At 52.3% G+C, this 14,382-nt stretch carries 11 protein-coding genes; all 11 read right to left on the bottom strand.

The window, feature by feature from the left end; all coding sequences use genetic code 11:
• Nucleotides 1-2 precede the first annotated feature (2 nt).
• The 11 genes from J7I43_RS15340 to J7I43_RS15290 all read right to left on the bottom strand — a co-directional run bounded on the left by J7I43_RS15340 (nt 3) and on the right by J7I43_RS15290 (nt 14,375).
• Nucleotides 3-932, bottom strand: a complete 930-nt coding sequence (locus tag J7I43_RS15340; protein WP_209146604.1) for an ABC transporter ATP-binding protein — start codon at nt 930-932, stop codon at nt 3-5.
• 312 nt (nt 933-1,244) lie between these two features.
• A complete protein-coding gene (locus tag J7I43_RS15335; protein WP_209146603.1) occupies nt 1,245-2,198 on the bottom strand; it encodes a hypothetical protein in 954 nt (317 codons plus the stop codon).
• Between the two features lie 12 nt (nt 2,199-2,210).
• On the bottom strand, nt 2,211-3,647 hold the full coding sequence (locus tag J7I43_RS15330; RefSeq protein ID WP_209146602.1) for a RagB/SusD family nutrient uptake outer membrane protein: 1,437 nt from the start codon (nt 3,645-3,647) through the stop codon (nt 2,211-2,213).
• Nucleotides 3,648-3,658: 11 nt separating this feature from the next.
• Complete coding sequence (locus tag J7I43_RS15325; RefSeq protein ID WP_209146601.1) at nt 3,659-7,309, bottom strand: SusC/RagA family TonB-linked outer membrane protein; 3,651 nt, start codon at nt 7,307-7,309, stop codon at nt 3,659-3,661.
• A 228-nt stretch (nt 7,310-7,537) separates the two neighbouring features.
• Nucleotides 7,538-8,731, bottom strand: coding sequence for a FecR family protein (locus J7I43_RS15320; protein ID WP_209146600.1), 1,194 nt, complete (start codon nt 8,729-8,731; stop codon nt 7,538-7,540).
• 61 nt (nt 8,732-8,792) lie between these two features.
• The gene (locus J7I43_RS15315; RefSeq protein ID WP_209146599.1) at nt 8,793-9,395 is read right to left on the bottom strand and encodes an RNA polymerase sigma factor; all 603 of its coding nucleotides are present in this window, start codon (nt 9,393-9,395) and stop codon (nt 8,793-8,795) included.
• Between the two features lie 400 nt (nt 9,396-9,795).
• Nucleotides 9,796-10,695, bottom strand: a complete 900-nt coding sequence (locus J7I43_RS15310) for a hypothetical protein (protein ID WP_209146598.1) — start codon at nt 10,693-10,695, stop codon at nt 9,796-9,798.
• Between the two features lie 9 nt (nt 10,696-10,704).
• The gene (locus J7I43_RS15305) at nt 10,705-11,658 is read right to left on the bottom strand and encodes a hypothetical protein (protein ID WP_209146597.1); all 954 of its coding nucleotides are present in this window, start codon (nt 11,656-11,658) and stop codon (nt 10,705-10,707) included.
• Nucleotides 11,645-12,520: a hypothetical protein gene (locus tag J7I43_RS15300; RefSeq protein ID WP_209146596.1), complete on the bottom strand. Its 876-nt coding sequence runs from the start codon at nt 12,518-12,520 to the stop codon at nt 11,645-11,647. Before J7I43_RS15300 ends, J7I43_RS15305 begins: the two co-directional genes overlap by 14 nt.
• A gap of 6 nt (nt 12,521-12,526) precedes the next feature.
• Entirely contained in the window at nt 12,527-13,441 is a 915-nt protein-coding gene (locus tag J7I43_RS15295) for a hypothetical protein (protein WP_209146595.1), read from the bottom strand.
• Between the two features lie 55 nt (nt 13,442-13,496).
• Entirely contained in the window at nt 13,497-14,375 is an 879-nt protein-coding gene (locus J7I43_RS15290; protein WP_209146594.1) for a hypothetical protein, read from the bottom strand.
• Nucleotides 14,376-14,382 lie beyond the last annotated feature (7 nt).

Genomic DNA, 14,382 nt, shown 5'->3' with positions numbered 1-14,382 from the left:
CATTATTTGCCGGCCTTCCCGGACAGTCTTGCGAACACTGCGTCCAGCGAGCTTTTTTCAACTACCAGCTCCATCAGGCCCCAGCCGCGTTCCACGCTGGTGGCGGCTACGCGCCGGGTGGTGCCTTTATCGCCGTCGTACCCGAGGCGGAAGCGGTACGGCCCGATCTGTTCCACGGAGCGCACGCCTTCCAGCCGCATCAGTTCTTCTTCGCCGGGCGGCTCGTCCAGCGAAAGAATGAGGCTGTTCGGCTCGATGTAATTATCGAACATGTCCATGGTGCCGGAAAACACGAGCTGCCCCTGGTCTATCATCTTGATCTCCTGGCAGGTGGCCTGTACTTCGGAGAGGATGTGGGTAGACAGAAGCACCGACCTGTCTTTCGCTATTTCGCGGATCAGGTGGCGCACTTCCACGATCTGGTTGGGATCGAGGCCGTTGGTGGGCTCGTCGAGCACCACGAACCGCGGGCTGTGCACGATAGCCTGGGCGATGCCCACGCGTTGCTGGTAACCGCCGGAAAGATTGCGCAGCAGCCGGTCCCTGAAATGCAGCACGCCGCATCTTTCGGCGGCCGCGGTCACGGCGTTTTTCACCTGCGATTTATCTACCAGCCGCAGGTCGGCGCAATAGGTCAGGTATTCCTCTACGGTAAAATCGAGGTGAAGCGGCAGTTTTTGCGGCATAAAACCGATGTTCTTTTTCGCTTCCACGGGATTTTTATCCAGGTCGATGCCGTTGATGAACACCTTGCCTTTGGTTTGTTTCAGCACGCCGCAGATAATGTTCATGGTGGTGGATTTACCGGCCCCATTGGAGCCGAGCAGCCCTACCACTCCCTGGCTGCGTATCTCGAAACTGATATCCCTGACCGCCCATTGCGAGGTGTAGCGGTGAGACAGATTTTCAACTTTTACAATGGCGTTTTCCATTCAGTAAGTATTGTTTTCATAATTGTTTGAAGGCCTTCTCTGAAACAACCAACCCGCTCTCTTCTACCTGCCTCCGACCCGATTATTGATGAAAGGCAAATGCGGCCCGCGAACGGCCGGGACAAAGCGAAACAAAAGCCCCGATGAACATCGGGGCCTTGTTTGATGCTTATGACGAGGACATTGTTGCCTGATTTTTTTTGCTGCTACATTGGCGGAAGGAGCGGCGGCGGTTTGTTTGCGTTACAAACGGTAACAGGGTGAAAACAGCCGCCCTTCGCCGGTTTGCCGGAGAGCAGCCGTAAACATGGATCAATAGGTGGCGTTGGCGATCGCCCTCACGTCAATGCCGTATTTATCCCTGAAGTGTTTCACCAGTATGTCGAACTTTTGTTTGATCAGCGGGTAATTGTCGTTCACCAGCGGCGCGATCTTCTCGTCTGAGCATTGCAGCATGTGATAGATATACGAGCTGAGGTCGTAGTTCTTCGGCGTGCTGGTCCAGAAATACGCGCTTTTTAGCCATTCGCTGGGCGCGCCGGTAACGATGTTGTACGATTCGGGCAGGAACCCGCGCTGGCGGTACGCCTCCACGTTCGCCGGGTTGGCGGCGTTGATGGGCATTTGCGGCTGGTTCACATAGTCGGAAACGTTATAAAAGGCGGCCGGAACGTCCAGGAAACCGCTGTTCACATAATAGTTCCACATCACGCCGATGATCAGGTTCTTTTTCGCAAGTTTCTGCGCGGGCGTCATCGTTCGCAGGTTGGCGTTCATGCCGCTGAAGGCAATGGCTTTCCCGATCACTTTATACTCGAAGTTCAGGTATTCAAATCCGGGCGGGTAACCGGCGCCGCGGAACTGCTTGATGCTGTCCATGATGAATACGCGGTAAGGAATGCCGCCTTTTTTCTTGAAGTCTTCCGGCAGGAATTTCAGCCATACATCCTCCAGCAAAGCGAGCATATCCATAGTATACTCCGGGTTGCCCAGCACGGCGGTATCGATCTTGCTGTTGCTGTTGCCGGAGGATTGTATCCATTCAAAATCCTTCTGGGTGAAGTTGTACAGGAAATAGGAACCGTACTTGTCGTACAGCTGCTGGATCTTGTCGTTCGCTTCTTTCGGCGCGTTGCCCTGCGGCAGCGCATAGTCCGGTTCAAGCTTTATCGGCGGCCCAATGGGCGTATCCTTTTTGCAGGCGGCCAGGAACAGGCTGCCGGCGATGGCCAGGAAGAAAATATATTTCATGTGAATGCGTATCATGAGTTCAGAAATTTATTGTCCAACGCGGTTCGGTATAGACGCCGAAGGGTTTTGGGTAAGTTTCGGGTTGCGCAGCAGCAGGCTCGAAGGGAAAGGCAGCGTGTACGCCGGGTCTTTTTCCTTCAGGGTATACTGCAATATCTGCTCGGTTGGCTCGTGCTGGTAACGGTGCGTGATAGACGGCCTGCCGTAGCGGCGCAGGTCGAACCAGCGGAAACCTTCGTAGCAGAACTCCTTGCGGCGCTCTTCGCGTACTTCCGCGAGCAATACGGCTTTGTCGCCGATGCTCACGTCCGCGTAACCGATAATGCGGCGGCGGCGCATCGCGTTGAGGTCTTTCAGCGCATCGCCCAGCTTATTCAGCTGCACATATGCTTCCGCGCGGTTCATCATTGCTTCGGAGGCGCGCACGGCCTGGGAGATGGCTTCCGTGCCGTTGGTCAAAAACTTTGTCAGCAGCGGTGAGTTTTCGCTGTTAGACGGCCTGGAGAAACCGAATTTTCCGCGGACGTCGTCTGCCCCGAAGCTCGCCATAAACTGACGGGAGGGTGCGTAATCGGTCTGGTTGTATTCCTGGTAAGTGCTGCCGGTCATCCATTCCACCTCCGCGTTGTCGTAGCTGATCCACCGCCCGGCGGTGATGTTGGTAAGGTCCGGCACGGTAGCCCCCAACGCAAACGCTTTGTCGGCTTCCGCCACGCAGTCTTCCCATTTTTCCATATGGAGATATACCCTGGACAGCAGGATGTGAATAGCAGGCTGGTTGATATGGAAATCTTTGCGCACGATAGGCAAAGGGTCCATCAGCCGCGCGGCTTCGTCCAGGTCTTTCACGATGGCGTCATATACTTCCGCCACGGTATTGCGCGCGGGAGAATCGGCCTCCACGCTGGAGGTCATCTTCAGCGGCACGCCCGGCCCGGTTGGGTTCTGGTTGTAAGGATCGCCGTACAGGTTCACCAATGTGAAATAGTGGAACGCACGCACCGCAAGCGCTTCCGCTTTTACACGGTCTTTTTCCTCCCGCGTGCCGATGGCATCGTCTACATAATCCAGCACCGCGTTGCAGCCTTTGATGCGTTCGTATACCTTAAAATAGGCGGTACTGCCGGCCTGGTCGCCGATACGGATGCCGAGGCCATTTTCTTCCGCCTGGCGGGGCTGCCAGGTATACAGCAGGTAGTCTTCCTTTACCGGGTCCGTACCCACGATCGGGTATCCCGAGCTTACGCCGGATTCGCAGTTAAGGTCCACGTCGTCGTCCATGAGATACACCATCGCCGCCGGGTTGGTTTTACCGGGATAACCCGACCCCAGCAGCAGCTCGCGGAAATCCACCACGGTTTTCGGTATCACATCGCTCTGTGATTTTTCCTCCAGGAACTTAGAGCATCCGCCCAGCGCAAGGGTGGCGGCGATCATCGGTATTGCAAAGAATTTATATTTCATGCGCGTCAGTGTTAGAAGGTCATGTTAAATGATATGGAAGTTACCCGGCGTGCAGGCCAGCCCGCTGTTTCAGGATCGTAACCCCTCCAGGCCTTGTCGAAGGCGATAAAGAAAGGATTGGTGAGGCTGAAGGAGGAAGAAAGGTTCCTCACATGCAGGGCTCTCAGCACAGACGGCCCGAACTGGTAGTTGAGCGCCAGCGAACGGCAACGGATAAAATCGCCGCCGGCCACCATGTAATCCGAAACATTATACAGATCGTAAGGCGATACCGGCAGCCTGCTCGTCAGCAGCGGCAGCTCGATCTCGAACCTGCGCGGATTGCCCGGCGGCACGGCCGGAATGTTCGTATACTGTTCGTCTCCCGGCTGTTTCCAGCGTTGGTCCAGTATGCGCGGCGCATTCTGCTCGGGCGTGGGCGCGCCGGACGTGCTGTAATACACAGGCAGGCGTTTGTCTGCCCCGAATGCCAGGGAGAACATGGCGGAGAACGAGAAGTTTTTGTAACGCAACGAAGTGTTGAAACCGCCCGTAAAGTCCGGCTCCAGTTTACCGGTTTCCACCAGAAAGTTCGTATAGTCGTCGCTCGGCTTGCCGTCCAGGTTATTGAACAAAGGCACGCCGTTGCTGTGGTTCAGGCCTGCGAAGGAATAAGAATAGAAAGTGGAGTACGGCTTGCCGTTGAGCACCGCGGTGCCGTTCAGGTAATCTTCCAACAGGTTCACCTTCTGGTTATCCTTCACCACGTTGCGCGTGCGGCCGCTGTTAACCGACAGCTGCCAGGTGAAGTCTTTCGTGCGGATGGGCACTATGTTCACGATGAAGTCGTAGCCGTAGTTCTCCATCTGCGAACCGAACACGATCGCCGCGTCCATCCCGTTTTCCACCGGCACGTCCCTCGGCGCCAGCACATTGCTCACTTTCCTGAAATAGTTGGCCGTGGCGTTCACCCTGCCGTTGAACAGCGAAAGGTCCATGCCGACGTTCCAGCTCCGGGTCTTTTCCCAGCCCAGGTCGAAATAAGGCAGCGATTTGATGTTGAGGATGTACTGATTGTACTCGCTGCTCAGGCCGCCATCGGTGGCAATGAGATAAGGCGATACTTCTTCCACCGCGTTACCCTGGTAGCCATAGGTGGCGGACAGGTCCAGGTTGTTCAGCCAGGCCACGTTGCCGAACCATTTTTCGTTCGCAACGCGCCATTTACCGCCAACGGACCACGTAGGCTGGAAACGTTTGTTTTTGTCCTGGCCGAAGCGGTTGGAGGCGTCTACGCGCGCGTTAAAATTAAATACGTAACGCTGGTCGTAGTTGTAAAATGCGGAAAAGTATTCGCTCAGGTAATTGCTTTGCTGCGTGATGATGCGGGAGTTCAGGCGCATGGCTTCGTGCAGGTCTTCGACGTTGCCGTTGTTGGTCAGTACCGGTTTCAGCGGCACGGGCGCATAACTTTCGCCGCGGTAACGCAGGTAACCGAAGCGGGTGGCGAGGTCGCCTTCCAGGTTGGAGGAGCGCGCTTCGATACCGGCCTGCGCGGTTACGGAGTGTTTTTTATTAAAAGTGCGGTTAAATACGAGGCTGTTCCGGAAAGTATAACTTTTGTTGGAAGAGCTCTCCAGTGCCGCCAGGCCGCCGAAAGGCAGGCGGCTGCTCTTTTCCTGCGGGGAGTTGGAAGGCACGCTGCCGAACTCGTAGCCGCGGATGTTGGTAACGTACCAGGACAATTCCGTTGCATACGACTTCTGCCCGGTTGTAGCGGAGGAATAAGACAGCAGGCCCTGGTATTCCAGCCCTTTCGCCAGCTGCAAACGCACGTCTGCCGTCGTGCTGAGGGTGCTGTTGGTATTGCGGCTGCCGGTGTTTTCCAGTTCGTTCAGCACATTGTAATGATAGCTCATCACACCGGGAAGGGCGGTGCTGGTGGTACCCCGTTTTTCGTGGTAGAATAAAGTACCGTCTTCATTATACGCCGGAATTGTGCGGGATGTGTTGTAGGCGTAATCGAAAGGGCTTGCGCCGTAAGCGAAACCTTCGGTATTGTTCACGCTCCCGTTCAGCAGCAGGTTCACCGTAAGGCGGCTTCCCAGGCGGAGCGTGGTGTTGGAAGTAGCGGAAAAATTGCTCACCTCGTTACCTTTCGCTTCGCCCATCTGCCGCTGCATGTTCAGCGAAGTGCGGTTCATCAGTCTTTCCGTACCGCCGGAAATGCTCACGCTATGGTTCTGGCTGAAAGAATTGCGGAAAAGATATTTGAACCAGTCCGTATTCTGGTTTTCCAGCTTGCGGAAACCTGCTTCGTATTGCGCTTCGGTGATCTCTTTGTTCTGCAGCTGCTGGATCAGCTCTCCGTAGCCGATAGGCATCACGCTCTGCGTATAGGCGTCGCGGGCTTCGTACACTTCTTTGGAGAACTTCATGAGCTCCTGGGAATTCATGAGATCATATTGTGAATATTTGGGGCGCTGGCCGATGGAAAGATTGGTGCTGTAAGAAACGGCTATCTGGCCCGGCTTTCCTTTTTTAGTGGTGAGCACGATCACGCCGTTGGCCGCCTGCGAACCGTAGATGGCGGTAGCGGAAGCGTCTTTCAATACAGTGATCGTTTCGATATCGTTCGGGTTCAGCCAGGAGATGGCGTTGGACGCAATGAGGCGCAGGTCGTTCAGATCGCCTGCAAGACTGCCGCTGTTTGGCGGCAATGGCAGCGGATTGCGCTGGATGATGCCGTCTACCACCCACACAGGTTCCTGGTTGCCCAGCAGCGTAGAAGTACCACGGATGCGGATCTTGGGCGTTGCGCCCACCTGGCCGGACTGTACCATTACGTTCATGCCCGGCACCACGCCCTGCAGCATCTGGTCGATGCTGGTTTCGCCGGCGATCTTGATATCGTCTGCGCGCGTACTGTATACAGCGCCCACGTAGCTGCCTTTATTGACGGTGGAATAGCCGGTCACCACCACGTCGTTGATGGAAAGGTCGCGGGGGCGCATGGTGATGTTCAGTACGGGCGCGCCGCCGTCGATCACATGCACAAGGCCGGCCTGATCGGTTTTGACGGTGGAAGCGGTATACCCGTTGGCGGCCTGCCTGATGCGGATCTCTACCGGCTCAAAACCGATCATGGAGATCACCAGCACGGCATTCTCCGGGATATTGGGGAGGGAAAAATTCCCGTTGTTAGCGGCAACGGTGCCGATATTGGTGCCTTTCACACGGATAGACACGCCCGGCAAAGGCTCTCCCGACCGGGAACGGATGCTGCCGCTCACGGAAACGGGCGGCGGGGCAGACGGTTGCTCTGCCACCGGCGCTTTGCGCGACAATACGATAGTTTTGCCCCTGATCAGGAAAGTAACCGGAAGGTCTCTCAGCACCAGGTCCATCAGGTCTTCCAGCGGCATGTCTTTCACAGACAGCGAAACCTGCTGGTTTTCGTTGATGGTATTGGCATTGCTGAACACCACGTAGCCGGTTTGCGCCTTGATAGCCGCAAATACGTTCTTTAAAGGTATAGTCTTAGCAGACAGGGTGACAGTTTGTGCATGGCCGGAAGCGGATGCCTGTAAAATTGCGGCCACCATAAGGATCGCAGTCAGTTTCATCGCGTTTATGATCATTTTTAGGTTGGCGTGACGGGATCTTCCTTTGGTCGGTCCCATAGCCAGGGTGATTTTGGTCAGGCCGTTTTTTCCCCGGTCACCGGGCGGCCAATAGCATTTTTTTTGCATAAATTGCAAGCGATTTGGTTGTTAATAAATGAGAATAGCAAGTCCGTTTAAGCCTCAACCGGATCATGTGAGACCGTCACGGCTGCAACCCGTGACGGTTCTCTTTTTTGGCTGGTTCTTAATTCGATTTCTTTTAGCCTATAGTTATGCCTATGTATGCTAGTTGTTGAGCACGATCAATGTGCGCCCCTCAATTCTAAAGTCCACGTCTGTTCTTCTTAATATTTCCAGCAGGTCGGGCAATGCGATCTGCCTGTCTATTTCCCCGAGGAATGTAATGTCTGGTATGCCGTTTTCGTAAACGACGCGGATGTCGTACCAGCGTTCCAGCTGGCGCATCACGTCTTCGATACCGGCCCCTTCGAAATTGAATAGACCGTTTTTCCAGGCCATGATCCTATCAGGCTCCGCCTGAAGCACCTGCATCTGGCCGCTGGCCCTGTTTATGCTGGCCTGCTGGCCGGGCCGGAGCACGGGCGCTTTGCTGTTTCCCGGTACGGTTACTTTCACTGCGCCTGTCAGCAGCGTGGCGGCTATATTTTTTTCGTTGTCGTAAGCATTGATGTTGAAAGAGGTGCCGAGCACGGAAATGGAGACTTCATCCGTGGCGTTCACCAGGAACGGCTTTGAAGCGTCTTTCGACACTTCAAAAAATACTTCGCCGGTAATGTCCACTTTGCGCTCTTTACCTGTAAAAGCGACGGGGTAACGGATGGAACTGGCGGCGTTCAGCCAGACCCTCGTGCCGTCCGGAAGCGTGATCCGGAACTGCCGCCCGCGGGGCGTGGTCATCGTATTGTACGCGATGCCGGGAGCATCGCTGCGATCGTCGTTATAGGTAAGCTGTCCGTTGGAAAGCACTACATCGGTGCCCTGCTGCTGCGCGATGGTACCGTTGGCAAGACTGTCCAGCACCACCTGGCGGCCGTCTGACAGGGTGAGGATGGCGCCTTCGCGGCCGGGAGAAATTTCAGCTGCCGCTACGGTTGCAGGAGAAGGATTTGTTTGTTGTTGCGTGGTAAAATACCAGGTACCGGCGCCCAGGAGCAACACCGCGGCGGCGGCCCATCCCCAGCGGCGCAGGAAATGCAGGCGGTGCACCGGTGCGGGTGCGGGAGCGGCGAATGCCGGTATTTCTCCCCCGATCTTTTGGGCAATGCGTTCAGAGTTATAGGCATAAAAACGGCGCAGCTCCCGCGATACCTGTTGCGGATCGGTGAGTTCCCGAAACAGCCTGCGGTTATCTTCGGCAGCGTTCAGCCATTCGTCCAATATGCGTCGCTCTCCGTCATCCAGGCTGGTTTCCAGGTATTTACCTATCAGCCGGATGATCTGGTCATTGTTCTCTATCATGCCCATATACCCCTAAAACAACTAACGCGTCAAATTCTACCGGCCGTCTCGAAAAAAAATTTCAGGTACGCAGCAACGAAAGGGCTGCGATGAGCACGGGCAGGGAAATGAGTTCATTTTTCAGCAGGGCGACGCGCAGCAGCCCCACTCCTTTTGTTTTCTGATTTAAGACCGTCTGGTAGGCTATATTCAGCTCCGTGGCGATCTCCTGGGCGCTTTTACCGTCGATTACTGCGAGGCGCACCACGTCGCGGCAACGGGGCGGCAGCTTTTCGATCTCGGAAAAGATCAGCTGCATCACCTCGGTCTTGATGTATGCTTTTTCCACGTCCGTGTCCAGCCGCTCCGCAGCGTTTTCCAGCGAGTGATGAACATCACCGTGCCGTTTTTGCGCCTTCAGATGGTTGAGGGCGGCGTTGCGGGCAGACGTATATAAAAATGATTTCAGATGAGCTATGGAGGGGAAATCTTCCTTTCTTTTGAAAGCCTGGATGAAACATTCGGAAACGATGTCTTCGGACGCCATGGTGTTTTCCACCATCTGATCGGCAAAATAACACAGGGGACGGAAAAAACGTTCGTAGGCCGCATGCAGGGCTACCCGTTCTCCCCGCTGAAATAAAATGATCAGTTCGGCGTCCTCGTATGACGGATCGGTTGACAAATTCGTTGATTCCAATGCCGGTAAATGTAAACAATCTGGCAGAAATTAAAAAGGCGAAGGCCACAGGCGGCGCGGAGAGAGGATTTGCGGGGATTCTTCCCATAAGAAATATTACCAATAATACTCATACGGGATTTGTATAATTTTTGAGGATATTATCCTGCAACTGTAAGTTTGCTGCTGTTTTTTCTATATACGTTCCCGGCGAACCAGGCTACGCGCAACTGGACATTCCTGCCGGATAACTGGCAAATGTTAAGAGCGCGGTGGGAGTATTCGCATATGGCGAGGCCGGTGTTGAACCTGGCGGGGATGTGTTTATTGTTTGCGATGGTTTTGAGAAAATAATAAAAAAACCGCTGGTAAGGGCGGGCTTTATGTTATGGGTTATGGGTTCCGTCTACATCTGAATAAAACTTTCGTCATAATCAATGTAATAAATGATCGTGGAATAATAACCCCTGGAAATATAAAATTCCGACTGTACTATAATCGTTTTATGCTGAAGCTTCCATGTATACGTAGTGCCGCTGGACGTGGATACACTATATTTATTTTCTTCAATTTCCGGATCAAAACCAAACAGGTCTTTAAAAGCTTCTATTTTTTCGGTTAGCAAACGCTTTCCCTTTTCATGCGCCTGGTTATCAAAAAACGAATCCCAGGTTCTGTACCCGATGGCAATATCCTTACGGAAAATGATGTAATGAGGATCAACATGAACGTTGTCGGCACGATACTGCTTATCCCCGTTGTCTAACAAATCAAAGTATTTATCCTTCGCCTTGCTTTTCTTTCTAAACGATTCCAGTGTATATCCTTTTTCGAAGTCTTTAATAAAACCATATGAAAAGAACTTACGCATCTTTTCCATCCGGATCTTCTCCGAAGCTTCTTTCTTTCCCCGGATGTTTTCGTCGAACTGAGCCCGGGTAAGCGGCAGGTCTTTCAACAATTTCGATGCCTGGTATACTTCGCGGTATTTATCCTCCAGCTCCTCGTTACCGTCGTATTGTTTAAGAAAAAGCTCCGCTTCTTTCCTTGCTTTGTCGATGATATCGAAATCCTTGTCCGGGTTTTGTTTGATCAGTTCTGTTCGGGCGAGGATGCGCAGGTGCGTGATGGCCGGATTTACGCCTTTGTTCGACTGTTCCGCTTCGTCCAGCAATTTAACGGTTTCGGCGAATTTACCCTCGCTGTAAGCCGCTTCAGCGTCTTCAAACTGCATTTTGGCAAGCTGTGCGAAAGATGCGGGGATGGAAAAGATTATCAGTAGCGTAAAAAGCAGTATGTTTTTCATATTCTTTGCTTAATCCCGTTTATCGAAATTATAGTAGTCTATAGAGCATTTGTACGCTCCGCCGGATACATAAAACACAACCTCCATATAAAAAACGGTATTCCCGTGTGCCCATTTGTATTTCGTACCGGTTGTCGTGGATTTTACATACTTCTGTACTTCGCTCTCCGGTGCAAAACCAAACGCGTTATTGAAATGCGCTATCTTTTTGGCTTGAATGCGCTTCCCCGCCTGGTGAGCTTCGTCATCCTTAAATTCTTCTGTTGTAGAGTAGCCGTAAGCTTCCCCATTCCGGAAATATATGTAATAGTACCGGCCTTCGTGTCTAACGTAGATCTGCCTGTCGCCGTTCGGCATTTTGAATACTGATGCTTTTTTTACCTGATAGATCTTCCTGTACTCTTCCAGTGACCCTTTCTTAAAGCCTTGCGTGAGATCATCGGAATGGAAAAGCCGCAGCTTCTCTTTCCTGATACGCTCCGCTTCCGCCGCAGCCTGCTTCTTGTTTACCAGCGATTCTTCGAACGCTTCACGTGTAAGCGGCAGATCTTTCAATACTTTCGACGCCTGGTACACCTCGCGGTATTTATCTTCCAACTGCGCGTTGCCGTTGTATGTTTTCAGAAAAAGATTGCTCTCTTTCCTTGCTTTGTCGATGAGGTCGAAATCTTTTTCCGGGTTTTGTTTGATCAGTTCCACTCTCGAAAGGATGCGCAGGTACATGATGGGCGGGTTTGCCCCTTTATTCGACCGTTCCGCTTCGTCCAGTAACTTCACGGCTTCGGCGTATTTGCCTTCGTTGTAAGCGGCTTCCGCGTCCTCGAACTGCATTTTCGCGAGTTGCGCGAAAGATGTTTTTACAAAAAATGTTGACAGCAGGATAAACAGCAAAAGGCAATTGCCTTTTCCACGAAAAATATCCCGGCGTTTTTGAAAAAGATCGTTCAGCTTAGCTTTCATCATAGTCGTAGTAATAAAAAAACCATTTGTACATGTTTCCACTGAGGGTAAAACTGGATTCGACGATAAATGTTTTCTTTTCGTACGCCCAGGTATAAAAGGTGCCTGAAGCGGGAGCAGTGTATTTCGCGTCTTTTACTTCCGGTTCAAATCCAAAAAGGTTCGTAAAATAAGCCACCTTATTGGCAAGGTCCGCTTTTGCGTCTTCATGTCCCTGATCGTTCTCCCCCAATTCCCCTATTACGTACCCTATTATCTTCCCTCCGCGGAATACCAGGCTGTACTCCCCCATGCCAATCCTTCTGTCTCCGTTCGGTTCGGTTGTAAACCGCCAGTCTTTTAACTTGTGTTTTTTCCTAAATGCTTCCAGGGTAGTGCCTTTGGGAAATTCCCCGATAAGGCTATACAGCAAAAACTGCTTCTTCTTTTCGTTCTTTGCCAGCTCGGCTTCCGCATTGGCCTTCTTTTCTTTTGCGCGTACTTCCTCGAATGCCTCCCGCGTAAGCGGTAGATCTTTCAATACTTTCGACGCCTGGTACACTTCGCGGTATTTATCCTCCAGTTGCGCGTTGCCGTTGTATTGTTTAAGAAAAAGACCGGTTTCTTTCCTCGCCTTGTCGATGATATCAAAATCGCTATCCGGGTTTTGTTTGATCAGTTCGACACGCGCAAGGATGCGCAGGTGCATGATAGGCGGGTTCGCGCCTTTGTTCGACTGTTCCGCTTCGTCAAGCAATTTCACGGCTTCGGCGAATTTCCCTTCGCCGTAGGCGGCTTCCGCATCTTCAAACTGCATTTTGGCGAGTTGCGCGAAAGATGCCGCCGAGCAGGTCATTATGATGACAAACAGTAGCAGATTTTTCATATTTCTTTATCTGAATTTGTTATTGTCGCTGATAAGCATAACAGAAGCATTGGTAGAACGTTTTAACTGCTGGCAGATCATAGTCAGGGTGATGGTTTTCGTTCCCTTCGTCCATTTACAGACATACGTGTTCCGCTCCGCCATCGCCGTGACGAGCGCCGTTAAGCCGCCGGCGCCGGCCTGAGAGGGCGTGGTCTGGGAGGGCTTTTTCTCGAAAGGTTCCACGCCCAGCACCCGCGTGACCTCGGCTTTTCTTTCGTGGTATTTGGACATCGCCCCTGTGCATGCTTTATCGGTTTTGGGATATTGATGATGCACCATATATCCGAAACATAGCCCGGTTTTGGGGGATACAAATACCACATCACGGTAATTATTGAAGAACAGCGTTTGTAATGTATCCGAGGAATGCTGCGTCATAAAACCGGGGATCTTTTTTGCATCCGCGGCGGTCATGCCATCTTTATAACCAGGCAGAAAATTCGCCGCCTCGTCGCGCTTTTTTTCCTCCTCTATTTGCTTCGCTTCCGCGATCTTTTTCTCCAGTTCTTCCGGCGAAGGGAATGCCGCCAGCGTTTTGGAAGCTTTGTACACCTCGCGGTATTTATCTTCGACCCGCGTATCGCCGTCGTACCTGGCCAGGAACGCCTTGGCTTCATTCTGCGCGATCTCCAGCTGGCCGATATTAGCCGCGAGATCTTTCTTCAGCAGCTCCGTACGCGCCATGATGCGCAGGTGATCGATCATCGGGTTGCTTTTACCCATCGTTTTTTCGGATTCATCGAGCAGGCTGAGCGCTTCTTTGAATTTCCCTGCGGCGAACTGTTCCTCCGCGTCTTCGTACTGCATTTTACCAAGTTGAGCGAAAGAAACGGCCGAAAAACAGGTCATCAGCATAACTATCAGTAATAGATTCTTCATGTTCGTTTATTTGTATCTGGAATTTCAGCTGCTGAACACCGGCAGCAGCATACTGTTATCTGTATTGAGCGTTATCGCTGAGAAGCATGACGGTAGCAGTGGTAGAACGCCTGATCGTGATGCAAACCAGCGTAAGCGTAACGGTTTTTGTCCCCTTCGTCCATTTAGAGGAAAGCGTGTTCCTGCCTGCTCTTTTTTGCCCGGGTTCCTCAACCGGCTCTACACCTAACACCCGCGTGATCTCCTTTTTTTTCTCATCGTAGGTAGACCATGCGTCGGTACATTCCTTATCGGATTTAAGAAACGAATAACTCACCGTATAACCGAAACTGTGGCCGGTTTTCGGGGATATGAACACCACATGCTGATAATTATTGAAATAAAGCAATTGCGCAGTGGTCGCGGCTTGCTGGGCCTGGAACCCGGCGATCTCCTTTTTGGTTTCTTCCGCACTCATTCCGTCCCTGTAACCAGGCAAAAAATTCGTAGCCGCTTCTTCTTTCTTTCGCAGTTCTTCCTCTTCTTTTTTTCGTTTTTCTTCAGCCGCCTGTTTTTCCAGTTTTTCCCTGGTCGGAAATGCCGCCAGCGTTTTGGAGGCTTTGTACACCTCGCGGTATTTCTCTTCGACCCGCGCATCGCTGTCGTATTTCGCCAGAAAGGCCTTTGCTTCGTTCTGCGCGGTCTCCAGCTGGCCGATATTAGCTTTCAGGTCTTTCTTCAACAATTCCGTGCGCGCCATGATGCGCAGGTAATCGATCATCGGGTTGCTTTTGCCCATCGTTTTTTCGGATTCATCCAGCAGGCTGAGCGCTTCTTTGAATTTTCCCGCCGCGAATTGTTCTTCCGCATCTTCGTACTGCATTTTGCCCAACTGGGCGAAGGATATGGCGGAAAGAGCCATGCCCAGGCAAACCAGCAATAAAAATTTTTTCATTAACTGC

The organism is Chitinophaga chungangae (assembly GCF_017742215.1).
GTDB classification, from domain to species: Bacteria; Bacteroidota; Bacteroidia; order Chitinophagales; family Chitinophagaceae; genus Chitinophaga; species Chitinophaga chungangae.
Note: the sequence above shows the minus strand (reverse complement) of the source record. Positions and strands in the feature narration are given on the sequence as shown.

What these genes read in the sequence shown, in the direction of transcription:
- J7I43_RS15340 (WP_209146604.1), bottom strand. Translation starts at nt 932, where the DNA reads ATGGAAAACGCCATTGTAAAAGTTGAAAATCTGTCTCACCGCTACACC.
- J7I43_RS15335 (WP_209146603.1), bottom strand. Translation starts at nt 2,198, where the DNA reads ATGATACGCATTCACATGAAATATATTTTCTTCCTGGCCATCGCCGGC.
- J7I43_RS15330 (WP_209146602.1), bottom strand. Translation starts at nt 3,647, where the DNA reads ATGAAATATAAATTCTTTGCAATACCGATGATCGCCGCCACCCTTGCG.
- J7I43_RS15325 (WP_209146601.1), bottom strand. Translation starts at nt 7,309, where the DNA reads ATGGGACCGACCAAAGGAAGATCCCGTCACGCCAACCTAAAAATGATC.
- J7I43_RS15320 (WP_209146600.1), bottom strand. Translation starts at nt 8,731, where the DNA reads ATGATAGAGAACAATGACCAGATCATCCGGCTGATAGGTAAATACCTG.
- J7I43_RS15310 (WP_209146598.1), bottom strand. Translation starts at nt 10,695, where the DNA reads ATGAAAAACATACTGCTTTTTACGCTACTGATAATCTTTTCCATCCCC.
- J7I43_RS15305 (WP_209146597.1), bottom strand. Translation starts at nt 11,658, where the DNA reads ATGATGAAAGCTAAGCTGAACGATCTTTTTCAAAAACGCCGGGATATT.
- J7I43_RS15300 (WP_209146596.1), bottom strand. Translation starts at nt 12,520, where the DNA reads ATGAAAAATCTGCTACTGTTTGTCATCATAATGACCTGCTCGGCGGCA.
- J7I43_RS15295 (WP_209146595.1), bottom strand. Translation starts at nt 13,441, where the DNA reads ATGAAGAATCTATTACTGATAGTTATGCTGATGACCTGTTTTTCGGCC.
- J7I43_RS15290 (WP_209146594.1), bottom strand. Translation starts at nt 14,375, where the DNA reads ATGAAAAAATTTTTATTGCTGGTTTGCCTGGGCATGGCTCTTTCCGCC.